The sequence below is a fragment of the Paraburkholderia sp. BR14374 genome (assembly GCF_040948685.1).
GTDB classification, from domain to species: Bacteria; Pseudomonadota; Gammaproteobacteria; order Burkholderiales; family Burkholderiaceae; genus Paraburkholderia; species Paraburkholderia youngii.
The window spans coordinates 60,751-76,556 of sequence record NZ_JBFPKF010000004.1 but is presented as its reverse complement, the minus strand read 5'-3'; the positions used below and the strand labels follow the sequence as shown (position 1 = coordinate 76,556).

At 61.6% G+C, this 15,806-nt stretch carries 13 protein-coding genes; 3 read left to right on the top strand and 10 right to left on the bottom strand.

The features are described from left to right. Window positions 1-110 precede the first annotated feature (110 nt). Window positions 111-890: a glucose 1-dehydrogenase gene (locus tag AB3X86_RS10560; RefSeq protein WP_368595916.1), complete on the bottom strand. Its 780-nt coding sequence runs from the start codon at window positions 888-890 to the stop codon at window positions 111-113. Between the two features lie 199 nt (window positions 891-1,089). Here AB3X86_RS10560 and AB3X86_RS10555 point away from each other — a divergent pair, with 199 nt between their 5' ends. The 3 genes from AB3X86_RS10555 (at window position 1,090) to AB3X86_RS10545 (ending at window position 2,452) form a co-directional block, all read left to right on the top strand. Then, the gene (locus AB3X86_RS10555; protein ID WP_368595915.1) at window positions 1,090-1,383 is read left to right on the top strand and encodes a hypothetical protein; all 294 of its coding nucleotides are present in this window, start codon (window positions 1,090-1,092) and stop codon (window positions 1,381-1,383) included. Next, a complete protein-coding gene (locus AB3X86_RS10550; protein ID WP_368595914.1) occupies window positions 1,380-1,772 on the top strand; it encodes a 3D domain-containing protein in 393 nt (130 codons plus the stop codon). The genes AB3X86_RS10555 and AB3X86_RS10550 overlap by 4 nt, the downstream gene beginning before the upstream one ends. A gap of 86 nt (window positions 1,773-1,858) precedes the next feature. Continuing rightward, a complete protein-coding gene (locus tag AB3X86_RS10545) occupies window positions 1,859-2,452 on the top strand; it encodes a ParB-like protein (protein WP_368595913.1) in 594 nt (197 codons plus the stop codon). 13 nt (window positions 2,453-2,465) lie between these two features. On the opposite strand, the gene tssJ is transcribed toward AB3X86_RS10545, so the two are convergent. The 9 genes from tssJ to AB3X86_RS10500 all read right to left on the bottom strand — a co-directional run bounded on the left by tssJ (window position 2,466) and on the right by AB3X86_RS10500 (window position 15,805). Beyond that, window positions 2,466-2,987 carry a type VI secretion system lipoprotein TssJ gene (tssJ, locus tag AB3X86_RS10540; RefSeq protein ID WP_368595912.1) on the bottom strand — a complete coding sequence of 174 codons (522 nt, stop codon included), beginning with the start codon at window positions 2,985-2,987 and terminating at the stop codon, window positions 2,466-2,468. Between the two features lie 26 nt (window positions 2,988-3,013). Then, window positions 3,014-4,147 carry a type VI secretion system baseplate subunit TssG gene (tssG, locus tag AB3X86_RS10535; protein WP_368595911.1) on the bottom strand — a complete coding sequence of 378 codons (1,134 nt, stop codon included), beginning with the start codon at window positions 4,145-4,147 and terminating at the stop codon, window positions 3,014-3,016. Then, window positions 4,144-5,958: a type VI secretion system baseplate subunit TssF gene (tssF, locus tag AB3X86_RS10530; RefSeq protein WP_368595910.1), complete on the bottom strand. Its 1,815-nt coding sequence runs from the start codon at window positions 5,956-5,958 to the stop codon at window positions 4,144-4,146. The genes tssG and tssF overlap by 4 nt, the downstream gene beginning before the upstream one ends. Before the next feature lie 14 nt (window positions 5,959-5,972). Further along, window positions 5,973-7,559: a type VI secretion system protein TssA gene (gene tssA, locus AB3X86_RS10525; protein WP_368595909.1), complete on the bottom strand. Its 1,587-nt coding sequence runs from the start codon at window positions 7,557-7,559 to the stop codon at window positions 5,973-5,975. Beyond that, window positions 7,560-11,144, bottom strand: a complete 3,585-nt coding sequence (locus AB3X86_RS10520; protein ID WP_368595908.1) for an ImcF-related family protein — start codon at window positions 11,142-11,144, stop codon at window positions 7,560-7,562. Further along, the gene (locus AB3X86_RS10515; protein WP_368596327.1) at window positions 11,141-12,475 is read right to left on the bottom strand and encodes a hypothetical protein; all 1,335 of its coding nucleotides are present in this window, start codon (window positions 12,473-12,475) and stop codon (window positions 11,141-11,143) included. The genes AB3X86_RS10520 and AB3X86_RS10515 overlap by 4 nt, the downstream gene beginning before the upstream one ends. After that, the gene (locus AB3X86_RS10510) at window positions 12,387-12,644 is read right to left on the bottom strand and encodes a PAAR domain-containing protein (RefSeq protein ID WP_084598343.1); all 258 of its coding nucleotides are present in this window, start codon (window positions 12,642-12,644) and stop codon (window positions 12,387-12,389) included. The genes AB3X86_RS10515 and AB3X86_RS10510 overlap by 89 nt, the downstream gene beginning before the upstream one ends. A gap of 193 nt (window positions 12,645-12,837) precedes the next feature. Next, window positions 12,838-13,323, bottom strand: a complete 486-nt coding sequence (locus tag AB3X86_RS10505; protein WP_368595907.1) for a hypothetical protein — start codon at window positions 13,321-13,323, stop codon at window positions 12,838-12,840. Between the two features lie 4 nt (window positions 13,324-13,327). After that, the gene (locus tag AB3X86_RS10500) at window positions 13,328-15,805 is read right to left on the bottom strand and encodes a glycoside hydrolase family 19 protein (protein ID WP_368595906.1); all 2,478 of its coding nucleotides are present in this window, start codon (window positions 15,803-15,805) and stop codon (window positions 13,328-13,330) included. Between the last annotated feature and the right edge of the window lies 1 nt (window position 15,806).

The window sequence follows — 15,806 nt, the reverse complement described above, 5'->3', positions numbered from 1 at the left end:
CAGCATCAATACGGCGAGCTCCGAATTTATGCAAACAATTGTCAGAAAGACAAATTCGCGGATTGGAGCGGGCACACGCGACGCCGCTTGCCTGCGTGCAGCGAAGCCAGTCAAAGCGTCGCCGTCACCCCACCATCGACATAAAGAACATGACCGTTGACGAAGTCCGACGCGCCGCTCGCGAGAAAGATCGCCGCGCCGACCAGATCCTGCACCTCGCCCCAACGTCGCGAAGGCGTGCGATTGACCAGCCAGTTGCTGAACGCTTCATCGTTGACGAGCGCGTCGGTCAGTTCCGTCCTGATGTAGCCGGGGCCGAGGCCATTGACCTGAATGCCATACTGGCCCCAATCGATCGCCATGCCTTTCGTCAACATTTTCACGGCGCCTTTGCTCGCGGTATAGGCGGCGATATTGGGCCGGCCGAGTTCGCTTTGCACCGAGCAGATGTTGATGATCTTGCCGCGCTTGCGCGCGATCATGTAGCGCGCGACCGCCTGCCCGACCAGAAACACGCTATCCACATTGGTCTTCATCAGCTGTTCCCATTGCGCGTGCGAGAACTGCTCGAGCGGCGCGCGCCGCTGCATGCCGGCGTTGTTCACGAGAATATCGATCGCGCCGCTCTCGCTTTCGATCTGCGCCACCGCCGCTTCCACCGCTTGCGGAGCAGTCACGTCGAAACATCGCCCATGCACGATCGCGCCTGCGTCGCCCAGGCGGCTGACCGCTTCCGCCAGCCTCGCTTCATTGCGGCCGTTCAGCACGACTTCCGCACCAGCGCCTGCCAGCCCTTGTGCCAACGCATAACCGATACCGCTACTCGATCCGGTGACGAGCGCGCGACGCCCGCTCAGGTCGAACATCTGCAGACTGTGGTTCAACTTCATCCCCCTTTTGAATTCGGGGTAGCAGCGCTCGATTCGTGAAGCTAACCCGATGAATCGAGATCGTACCGGAACCGGCGGCGCTGCGCGGCGTCGCCGATGCAAGCTTCGACCCGTTGAACGAATTCGTCGAAACTTACGGCATGCCGCGCCTCGCGACTGGCGATCATCTTCGCGATCGGCCCACTAGACGGCCAGCTTAATGGCGACGGCATCGATGCTGGCCTGCTCGATCGCACTGCCCGGCGACGTGCCTGCGGCGCTCGCGGGCGACCCAGCCGATACCTTCGCCGCAGCCACCGCGACGCCTGAGCCCGGCGATGACGACGCGACCATCGACATCGTCGTCGCCGTCGGCAGCCGCTGCGTTGCCGTCGTTGCTCGCGGCGGCCGCGCCGTCGTCGCTGACATTGACCTCCATCTCCATGCCGCGCACGACGAGCTTGCGCGCGCCGGCCGTCGCGGTGCCGTTGTGCGCGAGGAGCGGCTGGCGTGATCGGCCAGCCGCCCCTCGACCGGAACCCGCATGAGCAACGAAGCAACGCCTACTCGGATTGGCAAGTACCGGATCGACCGCGTGCTGGACACTGGAGCGATGGGCGTCGTCTATCTCGCGTTCGATCCGCACCTCGAAAGCTCGCGCAGGATTCGGGCGGCGCGATTCAGGGCGCCGTCAGAGCGGACTATTTGTACGGCTTCGGTCAAATCGCGCAGACCCAGGCGAGCCGCACCAAAGAGCGGCTGCGCATGTGGGTGCTGCTGCCCAAAGGCTTGCGCATCGCCGCGCAGCAGACGTCGTTGAAAACGCGCGGCGGAGCACCTGCCGCATCCGATGAGGATTGTCTGGTCAGCGATCCGGTGCTGTGCGTGCACGATGCGCCGTAGACGTCTGGCGGAACGCGAGCGACGCTTCGTGCGGCGGCATGAATTTTGCGGAATCCGCGTGATCGCATCCCGACACGGAGACCGACATGGACACGCGGCAAATCGAAGATCTGCGTCCGACGCAGATGACCCACGGCGCGCGCGAGGTCAGAGAAAAGGCCCGCCAATACCGATCGCTGAACGCCCATGACCTGCAAATGGCCATTGCCGAAAAGCCGATACCGGTCGTCTGCGGACCGAACGGCATACCGTTCGCGATCGATCATCACCATGTGGCGGCGGCGCTGTGGCAGGTTGGCGTGCGCTCGGTTCCGGTCGTGCTGGTGCGGGATCTTTCCTCGTACACGTGGGCGTCGTTCTGGCTCAGCATGGAAAACGAACGATGGACCTTTCCGTATGACGCGCAAGGGGTGCGCCGGCCGTTTGCCGAATTGGCCAGGCACGTGTGGGAAATGAAGGACGATGAATACCGAAGCCTCGCGGCGGCGGTCCGCGATGCCGGCGGCTATGAAAAAACCAATGTCCCGTTGGAAGAATTTCGCTGGTCCGACTTCTTTCGCGCGATGTTGCCGCGGCCCGATAACGACGAAAAGTTCTCGGCTTTGCTCAAGGAAGCCTTGAAGCTGGCAAAGAGCGACCGGGCATTGGGACTGCCGGGCTATCTCGGTCGAAAGGATTGAGCCGGTGGCTCACTCAATCGTGGGCCACATTGCCCGCCGTCACCAGAAACTGATCCATCAATGAGATCTTCAACGGCTTGTCCGCGTCGAGCTTTTTCTTCTCGATCACATACTTCCAGCCATCCCCGTTGCCGGGATTGCGATAAAACGCGACGATCGCCACATAGTTCGTATCGGCCTGCATCGGTTGCGACAGGCTCGCCGACGCCCCTGGATTCAGCACCGATGCCATGCTCGCCTGCAAATCCTGCGCGAGCAGCGTGCGGTCGTTCTTCAGCAGATCGTCGTACGACGCGCCATCGAACACCTTGCGGTCCTTCAACTGATACACGCGCACCGCGACCGATGTCGCGCGACCGGCGTCGTCGGGGTTCAGCGCTTCGCGCGCGGACAGATCGACGTCGAGCACCTTGATCCGCTTGATAAACACCGCGTGATACGCGCTCGACGACGCGTCCGAGATGGATTGCCATGCGCCGCAGGCGGACAGCAGCGCAACGGCCGCAACCGTGGAAACGGTAGAACGAAGATTCATCGATAGTCCTTTGGGCGCGTTGTTCATCACGCGGATCGAGTCAGGTATGGATTGGCCGCGGGCTTCGGAAACGCTTGATAAACCCCGAGCGCGACGTTGATCAGGCATTCGCTCGCGGCGGGCAGCACGGTCGTCCAGCCGAGGCGCGGCGCGGGTCCTGGCGATCCGCCGTTGATCGCGCAAAGCGGCGCGAGGTGCGACGACATTTCCATCCGCAGATGCACGTCGGCCTTCACCCCGACATACAACTGCACGAACGCCATCAACTCGCGATGCAGCCACGCACCCGGCAACAGGTCGTGCGCCTGGGCGGCATCGGCCGGCCGCAACGTCACGCGCACCGCCCGGCTGCGATACGCAAGCCGCTTGCCGAGCACATAGCCGCCGCCGAGGCCGCGGCGCGGACCGTTGTCGTTGGTCGCACCAGCACGAGCGGCCAACGACGTCAGCCGTTGCGGCCTACCGGCGCGCGCGAGCGCGGGAAAGAACTCGTCCACCCGTACATCGACGCCCGGAACTGCGAGCGCGACCACGCCCGCGAGCCCCTCGGGCGTGCGCGTGCGCTGGATCAACAGGCCGAGCAGCGCGAGCATGCGCGAATCGGGCAAGCCTGCGCGTTGCGGCTTGTCGCCCCAGCCGAAGCCGGCGAGGCACAGGAGATTGCGCGAATGCGCATCGCTGCCGCCCGCGCGAAAACTCTCCGGATAGCGGTACTTCTTCCACGCGCGATACAGCAGCGTGACGAAGCGATGATTGAACTGATCGAGAAAGGCTTCGACCACTTCGTGCCCTTCTTCGCGCAGCACGATCTCATCGATCATGTGCGACGGCATCGCCGCGTCGACGCCGTAGAGTCCCATGAAGGTCGTGCGTACGGTCGGCGACGCGTAACCGACGAAGGAGTCCGGATCATCGTCGAATTCGACCGCGGCGATCTCGCCCGCCGGAAAACCGGTGCGCGCGCGTGGCCGGAAGCGTACCGGTTCGTGCGCCGGGGTATCGCGCGTGCCGAAGCCTGCATGCTGCGGAACCCGCAATTCGAGCAGCCGGCACAACTGCATGAAGTTCATCCGCGGCGCGCGCGCGAGCAGCGCGGCGACGAGCGGTTCGAGATTCGGCGGTTCGTCGCGCGCCTCGAAAGCATTCGCGTATGCGCTCATAGCGGAGCCCGTTGCGCCTTGCTGCGCGGCCAATCGGTGCGGGTCCGCGACGGCAGGCTCACGATCGATAGCTTCGTGAACAGATTGATCTCCGCATACAGCGCGAAAAACCGTTGCAGCAATTCGCCGAACAGCATCACGTCGCCCTCGCCCGCGAACGCGTGCGAATCGAGTGTCACCTCGATATGCACGCCGCGCTCGACCGAGCCGCCGGCCACCTCTTCAAGCAACTCCTGCGACACCCACAGAATGCCCGCGAGGCGCCGGCGGTTCAGTTCGTCGCTGGTCCAGTCGTATAGCGCGAGCGCGCCGCGCAGCACTTCCGCGTTCATCATCGACAGGAAATTCGGCGCGAGATGCGATAGCACACGCCACTGGAAGCGGTCGCCGGTCGGCGGATAGAGTGGCAGCGTCGGCGCGACGAGATTGTTCACGTCGCCGACGTTCGGCGTGCTCGCCGCCAACTCGGCGATGCTCGCTTCGCGCAGGCCCTTGCGTGGCAGCATGCCGTTCGTGCCGGTTACGCGCAGCGACAGGCTTTCCTCGGGCAGCGTGTGCATCGTCTCCCAGGCGTGACCGCCGAGCACGACCCACGTCTCGTGCAGACCCGCGACGCCGGGCCGCACGCGCGCATGGAAGTAGCGCTCGGGCGCCTCGTGCCGCAGCATGCCGCCGCGATGCCGGAACGTCGCGAACGGCACGTACTCGTAGCGCTCGGCGGTGTCGTGATCGAACGCCTCGATCGCATCGACCCAATAGGTCTCGACATGCTCGCCCTGATGACCGGCGGGCAACACGCGGTATTCGGTTTCGTGATGGTCGATCTCGATCGGCTCGGCATCGAGTTCGAACAGGTTGATCACCGGCGTGCAGAAAAGCCGCACGTTTTCCGCGCTGAAACACTGATCGGACGGATATGCGTGCTTCAGAACGATCTCCAGTTCGAAGCGCGTCGAATTGTCCGGCAGCTTCGTCACGTCGAGTCCGTACAGATCGACGAACAGGAATTTCTCGCGGAACGTGAAGTATTCGAGCAGCAACTGGTATCCGGAGAACGCCGCATCGGCCTTCGGCCACAGCCTTTCGTCGGCAGAGAAACCGGCCGGCTCGATCGTCACGTTGGCGAGCGGCAGCGCTTCGCCATCGCGCACTTCCGGAATGCGCCAGTGGATCGCATCGACCTCGCGCGTAAGTGCCAGATGCATCGCGAACGCGGTCGGCAGATCGGCATTCAGATACAGCCGCACGCGCGACAGGTCCATTTCCTTGCGACGCGCGGACTGATCGAGCTCGAAGCCGAGCCGGACGATCGAGCGGCCGTCGTGGCGCACGGTGGGCCCCGCGTGCGTGATCGACAGTGGCTGCAGCGTGACCGGCTGCGTGGTCCGGTACAGACATTGCACGGTCTTCGGCGTCGCCCCCTCGGCGCCTGCCGCGTTCGGCACCGCGATCGGTGCCGAGCGCACCGGCACGCCGGCCGGCACCAGCTCGGTTCGCTGCAGCTTCTCCGCGAGCGGCAACAGTTCGACGATCGAAAGCGACGGAATCATCCGCAGATAGTGCGGCCACAGCAAACTCACGAGGCCTTCGGTCAACTCCGGCGATTCATCGTCGAGCTTCTGCTGGAGACGGCCGGTCAGAAACGCAAAACCTTCGTGCAAGCGCTCGACGTAGGGATCGCGATCACCGACGCGATCGAGGTTCAGCATGCGCGCGCGGTCGGGATGCGCGTTCGCGAATTCCTTGCCGGCCTCGCGCAGGTAGCGCATTTCGGCTTCGTAGTAGCGCAGGATGGGGTCGTCGTGTTTCATGCCTGGTGTTCTTGTCAGAAGGTCAACGCCCGCGCCGGGTCCAGCACGGTCAGCTCGGCTTGCAGTTCGCCGATGCGGCGCGCGAGCGCGGGCCTATCGGCGTCCTTGCGGTTGCTCAGCGCGTTCAACGCGCGCAGCAACTGCTGCTTCACCTCGAACACGAGCGAGGGTTCCCAGCGCGTGAGCGGCAGCGAGCGTGCGCTCGTGTCGAGTTCGGTGAGCAGTGCGAGCGCCATGTCCGCGCGACCCGCGTGATCGGCGAGGCGTGCCATCACCAGCCGCTGCAGGTAGCGATGCCGATCGGTGCGAAGGCCGGGCAACCCTTCGAGCCAGGCGAGCGCGGCCTCGATGCCACCCTGCCCCGCGAGATCGCGCGCCTGTGCTTCGATCTCGGGCCAGTCGCCGGTCGCTTCGTGGTCGTCGCCGGCCGCTACCGGCAGCGGCGCGATACTCTCGCCCGCCTCGAGATTGCGCACTACCGCGTGGCGTGCGATCCATTCGAGCGATGCGTCGTCGGCGAACGGCGTGCCGTCGTTGAACGCCAGGCGCTCGATGCCAGGCAAGCGTTCGAGAAACAGCGCGAAATCCGCGCGCAACTGTTCACGCCATGCGCTGTAGGGCGCGCCGACGTGATCGAGTGCGACGTGCTGGAAATACTGCAGATCGAACCACAGGTGATTGACGCCCTCCAGGAATGCGCCCTCGACGCGTTCGAGCAGCTCATGCCACTGCTTTTGCAGCACGAGCCGTTTCATCTGCTGACGCAGCTCGCCACGCGGTGGCATCAGACGTGTGCGTGATGCCGCATCGGCGGGCGGCACTTCGTGCAGCGTGTCCCAGCGGATGGCGCGGACCAGCCGCACAGACGATAGGTAACCGTTCTCCTGGCCGCGTAGCCACAGCGCCATTGAGCGGGCCTGGTCGAGCAGGTCGCGCGTCGATGCGATCGATACGTTTGGGCTGCCTGTAAAAGCTGGGCCTGACGCCACGGATGACGTTGCCGGATCGAGCTCATTACCACGCGACGCTGCGTCGTTCTGCTCGAAGCGCGCGATCAGCGCGGCGAAATTCGGCCGAGCCGCGCCGGTCCATGTGGCCGTACGCGTGACAAGCAGATCGAGCGCGGCGATCGCGCGTTCGAGGTCGGCCGCCGCGAACTCGCCGCGACTCTCGAGCAGTTCGATGACGCGTGTGGTGGCAAGCATGTCGAGCGCGCCCTTCTTTGCCTCGGCGCGCGCGGGCAGCACATTCTCGCCGAAGCGCTCGACGAGCGACGCCGCCAGTTCGAGCCCATCCGCGAAGCCGGAAGGACCGTCCGCGCGCAGACGTGCAAATGCGTAGTAACCGGCGACACGCAGATCCTTGCCGGTCTCCTTCAGCAACTGCTCGCACGAACGGACGACCAGGCTGTCGTCGATACCGGAGAGTTTTTGCGTTTCCTCGCGCAACTCGAAGAACAGGTCTTCATAGCCAGGGTCGCGGCCGCAGCCGTGCTCGCCGGGTAGCGGCTGCAGCCATGCGCTCCACGCATCGAGACGCGCGCGTACGCGTTGTTCCTCATCGCGCGACGGGAACAGCGTCTTCAACAAACTCGACAGCATTTATTCGACCTCCGGCAGCGAACCTTGCGGCAAGCCCACGGTCGCGTGCTTCGCCGCGTTGAGCGCCGCGGGCGGCAATGGTGGCGGCGGGTTCGCCTCGGATAGCTTCGGCGCGCTCTTTGGATTGCCGGTCACGAAGATTCGCGCGGGTAGCTTAAAGTGACGCAGCGAGAGCATTTCGAGCGGGCCCGCGCCCGTCTCGTTGCGCAGCTGCACGCGCAATGGGATGCCCTCGCTCTGGTCGGGCTGCCACGACAGCACATAGCGCGCAGCGTCCTGTTGCGACACCTGCGCGCGTTCGAGTAGACGGATCAGGCCGAAGCGGCCTTGGGCGTCGAGTGCCGAGCGCAGGCCGCCGTGCTCGGTCTGCCATTCGATATGCGACAGGTTTTCGAGCGAATCGCCGGGCCACAGGAATGGAGTCCACTCTTCCTTCTGATTGAAGTAATGCAGTTCGCGGCCCGACAGCACCAAACGCGTGTCGCTGACGCCCGGCGTCGGCACCGCGCGCAATTCGTAGCGCACGTGGGCGTCGCCGGACGGGAACAGCACCGTCGATGCGCGCGTCATTTTGTTCAGTCCGTCGAGGAACGTGGGATCGAGCGTCAATGCGCGGCCGTCGCTCGCACCCTGCGCGGCGATCCAGCGATCGCCCTGGCGTTCGACCACACCCGCCAGTTGCGTCGTGACGAACTGCGTAATCACGCCGTTGTCGGGGCGCATGAAGCGCGCCATTTCCGGCAGCGACGCGTCGTTGTCGGAGTCCGCGAACGGATAGCGGCCACCGAACGCGCCGTTCCAGTCAGCGACGATCGCCGTGCGCCAGATCTCGTTGAGGCTCGCCGCGGCCGGCTGCACCAGCACCTGCCACGTTTGATCGAGCGGCGCCTGGAACAGCCCGCCGAAGCCGGCCCACCGTTCGCCGAGACTCGCGGCAAGGCGGCTCGCGTAATCGCGGCTGTCGGCGATGTCCGAGGTCTTGCCCTGCAGCACCGCCTGCGCGGCGATGCGCGACATCGCGTCGGTGTCGGGACTCGACACGATCTGTTCGATCTTCAGACGCATCGCTGTCACGCGTTCGAGATAGCGCGCGACGCTGAGATCGCCGGTCGCGGCCAGTTGCGCGGCGGACTTCGCGTTCGCCCGCGTGGCGCCGAACGCTAGATCGCTTCCGGCAAGCCGCAGCATCGGCCCGAACGCGACTGCGAGCGGTGCAAGCGGCGGCTGCGTTTGCTTCGACGGATTTTTTTCGTCTGCGCCGACCAGTTGCTGCGCTTTGTTGACCAGCGTGTCCGACAGCGATTGCGTGCGCGCGCCCGCGCCCGCCTGATAGACGATCGCGTTCATCAGCATCACGAGCGGCGAGCGCTGTGGGTCGCCGAGCAGCGTTAGCTGATCGGCGGTCGCGGACAGCGTCGGTGCCGATTGCCAGCGCAGGCTGTTCAGGAACAGCCCCCAGGCGCGCGCGTAATCGTCGAAATAGCGCCGACGCAGCCCGGCTTTCAGCGACGACGGCGGCTCGGCTTTATTCTCGACGTCCGACAGCACCCAGTCGCCCGTGATCTTGCGCTGCTCGCTCGCGTCGTCGATCGCTTTTGCAATGCGCTCCTCCCACGCCGCGCGCGTGAAAACGCCAGGGACCGTGGCCGTGGTGCCGAACAAACCTCGGCTCGATGTGTCGCCGAGCAGCGTCACGAGCGACACGGGTGGATACTTGGCTTTGGCGTCGTCGAGGATCTGTTGATAGACCGCGCCGGTCGAGTTCTGGATGCCGCGCACGCCGATGATCGTTTGGCGCGTCGCCGAGATCAGACTGCTATCGGCAACGATCGCGAGCGACGAGCCGCTTGTCGAGGCACGCTGGCCTAGATGATTCGCGAAGAAGGCGATGGTGTGCTGTCGCAGGTCCTCCCATCCGCCGGCCGACAGCGGCGAGTTGTCGGGACGCGTGGGCGCGGACGTCGCGGTGAGCTGCGGTGCGAGGAAGGCAGCGGCCGCGCGCTCGGGCCTGGCGAGCATCATGTAGGTCTTCAGCGTGTCGTAGGCGGCCTGCACTTCGGCACTGCCGCCGCTTGCAATCTCGGCGTCTGTCAGTGAGGCAAGCTGACGCAGACGTGCCTCCAGCTTCTCGCGGATCGGGCCGACGAGAATGCGGCCGGCGGCGATTTCATAGCTGGGCCATAGGGCGTCGAGCAACGCGGCGTCGCGGTTCAGGCCGAAGCGTGCGAGGCGTGGGGCGCCGTCACGCTGGTGGGATTCGAGTGTGTCGATCTGCTTGTCGAGTGTGTCGAGCGTTTGTATCGATCGGGTTGGGTCGTGTGCTTCTGCGAGCTTCGTTAGAGTGTCGGCGGCGGTTTGGATCGTCGCTCGGTTCGTGAAACCCGAGATCATCGTGCCGGTGATCCACAATGCGATCGCCGCGGTGGCTGTCCACGCGGCGGTGGTCGATAGAGAGAAGCCGATGCGGCGGCCGTGGAGCTTGCGACTGTGGTCGGCGACGGTTTGCCAGACGGTGCGGTGTTGGGGGGCGATGCGATCCGCCTCGGCGTCTTCACCTGCCTTGTCTTTGTCGTCGCCCAAGGTCGCGGGCGGGGCTAGTTCGCGCTCCTTGAACAGCGGCGCGAACAGAAGGCCGTGGACGGCCTGGCGCCAGTAATGTGAATACGCGGTCTGCGCGACCAGTCCCGACAACGCGCTGGAAAGCCTTTCGATGTGTTGCGATAACTCCGCGGGGTAACGATCGTGTTTGTCGTCGGCGAGACGAAGGACGCCGGCGTCCGCGAGCTGGCGGGTGAGGTTTTGTAGCGAGTCGTCAATGTGGGGGGCGTGCACGCGGGCGTTTGACCACGTTAGGCCGATCGCTTCGTCGTCGCACTTCGGTTCGGTGCTGAAGTCCGTTACGTTGAGCAGATAGGCAGGCGCGGACCAGCGCAGTGCACGCGCGTGGCGCGCGAGGCGTTGGGCAAGCGCGTCCGCGTCGAAGGGTGAGTTGGCTGAGCTGCGGTTGCGGGTTATCGCGACGATTGCGTCGATCGGCCGGCGGCGGCGCAGGCGGCGGATTTGGGTGAGCCAGGTGGTGTCGAGGGTCGTGCTGGTTTGAGCTGCGTAGAGCAGGACCGTGTTGCCGGTGATGGCGTAGCCGGTTTCGGCGAGGCCGGGGGCGAGGCGTTTTACCAAGGGTAGGTCGCCGCTCAGCAGAAGCCAGCGGTTGCGGTAGCGCCAGTGGCGGCCGTGGAGCGCGCGGAGCGCTTCGCGCAACGCGACAATTTTTTCCGAGGCCGGGAAAAGCGCTAATGCCGGGTTTTCGCTTTTGCCTCGTGCTTGCTTCTTTTTCGAGTCGTAGCGGGCGAACCACTGCGTCGCGCGCATCGATGCGATCCAGAGCACGACTGCCTCGAAGTGCTTCACGAGCATCAGCGCGATGAGCATGCCCGAGAACAGGCACAACTCGATAATGATTCGTGTCTCTTGCGTCCATCCGCGCGCCAGCCCTTCTATCCAGACGGTCAGACCCAGAGCAACGAATAGAATGCAAATGCCGATGCCTATATAAAGGGCTACGGGTTCAAACTTGCGTTCATTCATGCTTGTTTTCTGCACACGAGAGTTATCAGGTCACGGTCTGCCTGCGTAAGAACGAGTTGCGGATCGCCGGTTCGCGCGGCGAATTCTGCTGCGAGTGCGGTGGCTAACCATCCCCCCGCCTCTCCGCAATCCCCAACGGTGGTTCTCAGGTCAATCCGGGATTTCTTTCCGTCGAATGTGGGCGATGACCTGATTGCGACCTCCATTTCCGGCGAAATTCCGTGAGTCCAGAAGGCGCCAACATTCGTCGACGCGGTTTCTCCCCAACGCATCGCGTTTTCGAGCGTCTCGCCTATGGTATTCATCTGACCACGTGCGGGGCGATGTAACAGCAACGCACCGGCTTCCGACTTCTTCTCAGCGATGCTTGGATGTCCCAACAGTAGTGCGACACCCGCCTCCGCAGCACCGTCCTGCAAGCGATCGCTTACAGCTTCGCGCAATTGCACCGCGACCAGCAGATGAACGACACCTGGCCTCATGCCGTCGAGTAGCGCATCCGTACGGAACACCGAGGACGGCTCTGTCGATGGTTTTGCGATCATTTGCAAACCCGGGAACTTGCCGATGACGAGTTTCTTGAGTCTGTCGGACACGTCGTTGGTCTCAAGGGCGCAATGCGAAATTGCTTCAAAATGAAGCGTTGTACCCGCAGAAAGCGCTGCGAACTGCGGCGACAGATCTTCGATCAACTGGGCCAGAAGCCAGTTGCAGACCACACGATGGCGAGAATATTCGGTGAGTTCGTTTCCGAAATGGACCTCTTGATTCGGGATTTCTATCCAGCGTGCGTCAACATCGGTATTCGGCTTGGCTCCGCTCGTCCGAGTATTCAACCTAAGGCTGCCATCGACAACGCCCTGAACATCATTCTCATTGCGATTAGCCGAGAAACGCCATGTATGACCTATCAGCGCGAGTGGCACGCCGGCAATGGCGTGGCATCTTTCCATCTCGCAGTCGCTCACGTGATTCACCGCTAGTGCTTCACTGCGTCGCGCATGTAGATAACCAAGGCGGAGGCACAGCAAAAATGTCCATGAAAGCATCGGATAGCCGACTAGACAGAACCAAAACCAGATCGGATTGATTGTTCTGCCTTGCGGCCAAAGAACAAGTGTTAGTGCGGCACCAAAACAAAGGACGACGACTAGAAGCGCAGTCCAAACCAGTTTTGATAGTTGTGGAGGCGCAGGTACTGCCATCCGCGGCGGTACGCGAGCGAAGTCGATTGGCATTCGTTTATCTGACTGTCGCACCATCCGAAAGGGCAATGAGGACGCTTCCGCACTGAGTCTTGTCTCCATCACGTGAAAGCGGTGTGCCAGCATCCTTGATGCTGCTGCTTCCTTCCACGATTGCGTTGTCGCCGTGAATTGGACAGGAGACGAGATCTCCGACGCGGGCCGCGCGCCGCCCCTTGACTTTGATTCGGTCCGAGCCGGTTAGGATTTTTCCTCCGTGACTCGTGCTGTCGCCTTCGTATGCTAGTTTTTTCATTCAGTTCATCTGCGCAATTAGATGTAGTCAGCTCGGCGAATTTGCATCTAACCCTTCTCAAAAATTTGTCGCGTTGCTCTAATGCAAATCGAAATCATCCCTCTGAATGCTCGAGGGTTGATCCGTTCATACGCTCCGTCGTCACAGGTACGGCTGGATATCGTCTTTCCATGCATCCGGCACACGTATTAAGCTACTTAGACCGAATATCCCTATACTCTTCTCTTTCAATTTCACTGTATGCAGATTGACGTATCGACGCATCGTTGACGCATATTCGATCGCCGATCCTACGGATACCACGGTATATGACGATTCCAGCTGAAAACTGCGGCCCACTTTCCGTTTTCACTGTTTTATCATATAAATAATATGTATATCCACCCCTAGAAAATCTGATATGCGCCTCGCCTCCACCAGAATAAGGAACATCACTAAAGTGAAATATATTACCCCTCTTAAATCCTGCGTCGGATATTTCAAGCTCTATTTTTTCCTCTTTTCCGTAGCGATATGTTAATACCTTGGCGTCTTTCGCTTCGCATAAAGAAGCAGTCGATGAATGCAATTCACAATTGAATATTACACTTTCATTCTCCCCACACATACCCTCCGCACGCACAGTTGTCGAAAAAGCCAAGATAATTGCAAATAAAAAACCGAGGAAAGGTTTCTTCAAAACATCACTCCACAGAAAGACCTAAAATAGGAGCCAGTTTATTGTATCGATCAAGACGATCTGCGTAGCCATTCTGTCCGCCATTCACAATCTGTGTGACGGCACCGACACGCCCTGTATCTGATATGTGATTCAAATCTCTGCGCGACCAAAAAACGAACGCTGACTCGACTCCGTATGCGAGGTTTGAAGCAATAAGCTCAGGATGCGAGATGAAATCTTGGCTGTCGTCGGGCATCCGTCGGTTGTGTTCATCTTGGAACGACTGATATCCGTCCTTTCCAGTTATTTGAATTAGCCCGCGCCCCCGGTATTTATATCCATCACCACTCGTTTCGCCGGAGTTTCCCATTCTGTTCGCGTAAACGTAGTTTGCAAGACGTTCAGGACTATGAGCATAGTATGGTTCGTCACTCCAAAGCTTTTCTCGCAACCTACCATGTGTACAGTCGTCACAAGCGACGTCATAGCGACCCTCGCCTCCTTTACAGCCGAAAATTTTTCGCATGTTGCGAGGGTTATAGTTCAATACTTCTTCGGTTATTCTCAAACGTGTCTCGTGAGCGCATTGTGACAAAAAATGCGCAATTCTTTTGGGTGTATTTACGGCGTACACCTTCGCGAATTGATTCAGATGCGGCAGTATACTTTTATAGTATTCGTCCGAATTGTCTGGCTCAACTGCGATCAGCATTTCGAGTGCTATTAGCGGCCGATCGCAGGCGAAATTCCCCACCAACCCAATTGGATGAATATGAAACACATTCGACGCAGGGAAGTCAGCCAGCCCGGCCTTGACCGCATCCCACCAGACCAGCTTCTCAATCCGCTTCTGCTCCTCGACATGCTCCGGCTTCGGCCCTGTGCGATGCTCAATGGCGGCAATCAACTGCTTCCACTTCTCCGGATTCGCCCACTCGCTCTCGTGCTGAATAATCAGCCTCGACATGCGCAGCGCCGTCCATGGGTCGCTTGATGCGTTACGCAGGTCATCTGCCGCCTGCGCACGGTCACCGGCCAGATTCAGCGCCTGGTAAATCGATGTCATCAGCGGACTGAGCCTGTCCAACGAGCCCGCGTTCGGCACGTCTGCACCGATCGAATAGTCGACAAACCCGTTCGTCGTCGCAAACATCGTATGCGTCAGCTCATGCTCGTCGTCCAGGGTCTTGAAGTCCACCCATTTCTGGGCAAACTCCCGCGTTACCCTCCCGCCCGCAAAGCTCTGTTCCCGCACCCAGCCATTAATCGGCTGATGACGGACATCCGCACTGTCAATCTTCCACCAGCGCCGCTTGTCGCCATCGCTCCCAGCCACTGTCTCGATGTACTGACGATCCGCACTTCCCTTCGCAAGCGCAGCTAGCGGAAAGACTTCGATTACACCGGTCTGTGGGGCTTGAGCCCCTTCCTCATCGTGCCGCTTGTACAAGATCGTCCCACTGTCGATCCGCTGAATCGTTGGCTCGCTGGGAAGGACCAACTGCTGCCACGCACTGACATGAGCGCCGTTCTGCCTGATCCAGGCACGCCCCGCGTCCATGAATGACTTGACGCTGTCGTCACAAAAGACCTCGATGTGCACCATCCGCCGGCCAGAAGTCTGCTGGGACAACGAATCGTAGCGCCCAAGATGGCCGATCAGATCCCCTGCCTTCACCGGGACCACTTCGGACGGGCTAGACAACACGACTACCCGGTCCAGTGAAGGATCTGGCATCACCTCCTTGACGACCGGAGCGCCGTGTTCTTCCCCAAGAAACATCCATCCGTCCACTGCCGGATGAGCGACGCCACCTGCGGTCCCCGGATAGGGCGACACACCGCTCGCATCTTTAATCTGCCCCCAGTCGCCCTCGCGTTTTCCAACGCTAACCTGCGCTCCGTGCGGGAGGATGCAGAGCACCTTGCCATGCGGCTTTGTTGCCCGGACTCGCAGCCCCCGCTGATCGGCGGGCGCCGACTGGCCACCTGAACCGATTGTGGGACGGTCCTGCGCGCAGGTGGTCACCTCGAAGCGCGTCGCCCAGTACTTCGGTCTAGGAAGATGCGCGTCGTTCTCGTAGTCCGCGAAGTCTTGCAGATGTGCGTACAGGCTGTAAAAAGTCAGTTTCCTGTCTTTGGGAAACTCCATTGAATGACGCACCAACGCGAAACCCGTGCTGTACGGTGCACTGATCGCGGGCTGCCCGTTTTGCGCAGGAATTTCACTTACCGGGTAGATGCGATCGACGCGCCATGCCACCACTTCGCCATCCGCGATACAGCGCACTCCGCCCTTCAGATCCAGCGACGCGCCGGCGCCCGCCTCGGTCACGTGTATTCCGCCGTGCCACATACCTTTGCCACTGACCGCGTAGGCGCCCGAAGGCTCCCGCCTCAACAGTTGGTGAAACTCATGCTCATCTATAAAGTCTGCAGGCGGCCCATCCGTGCCTTGGGCCTTCTTGCGAAACGGGTATGCAAAAGCAAGCAGTTTCACG

Coding starts and splice junctions, on each gene's coding strand:
- AB3X86_RS10560 (WP_368595916.1), bottom strand. CDS start 890: ATGAAGTTGAACCACAGTCTGCAGATGTTCGACCTGAGCGGGCGTCGC.
- AB3X86_RS10555 (WP_368595915.1), top strand. CDS start 1,090: ATGGCGACGGCATCGATGCTGGCCTGCTCGATCGCACTGCCCGGCGAC.
- AB3X86_RS10545 (WP_368595913.1), top strand. CDS start 1,859: ATGGACACGCGGCAAATCGAAGATCTGCGTCCGACGCAGATGACCCAC.
- tssJ (WP_368595912.1), bottom strand. CDS start 2,987: ATGAATCTTCGTTCTACCGTTTCCACGGTTGCGGCCGTTGCGCTGCTG.
- tssG (WP_368595911.1), bottom strand. CDS start 4,147: ATGAGCGCATACGCGAATGCTTTCGAGGCGCGCGACGAACCGCCGAAT.
- tssF (WP_368595910.1), bottom strand. CDS start 5,958: ATGAAACACGACGACCCCATCCTGCGCTACTACGAAGCCGAAATGCGC.
- tssA (WP_368595909.1), bottom strand. CDS start 7,559: ATGCTGTCGAGTTTGTTGAAGACGCTGTTCCCGTCGCGCGATGAGGAA.
- AB3X86_RS10520 (WP_368595908.1), bottom strand. CDS start 11,144: ATGAATGAACGCAAGTTTGAACCCGTAGCCCTTTATATAGGCATCGGC.
- AB3X86_RS10515 (WP_368596327.1), bottom strand. CDS start 12,475: ATGCTGGCACACCGCTTTCACGTGATGGAGACAAGACTCAGTGCGGAA.
- AB3X86_RS10510 (WP_084598343.1), bottom strand. CDS start 12,644: ATGAAAAAACTAGCATACGAAGGCGACAGCACGAGTCACGGAGGAAAA.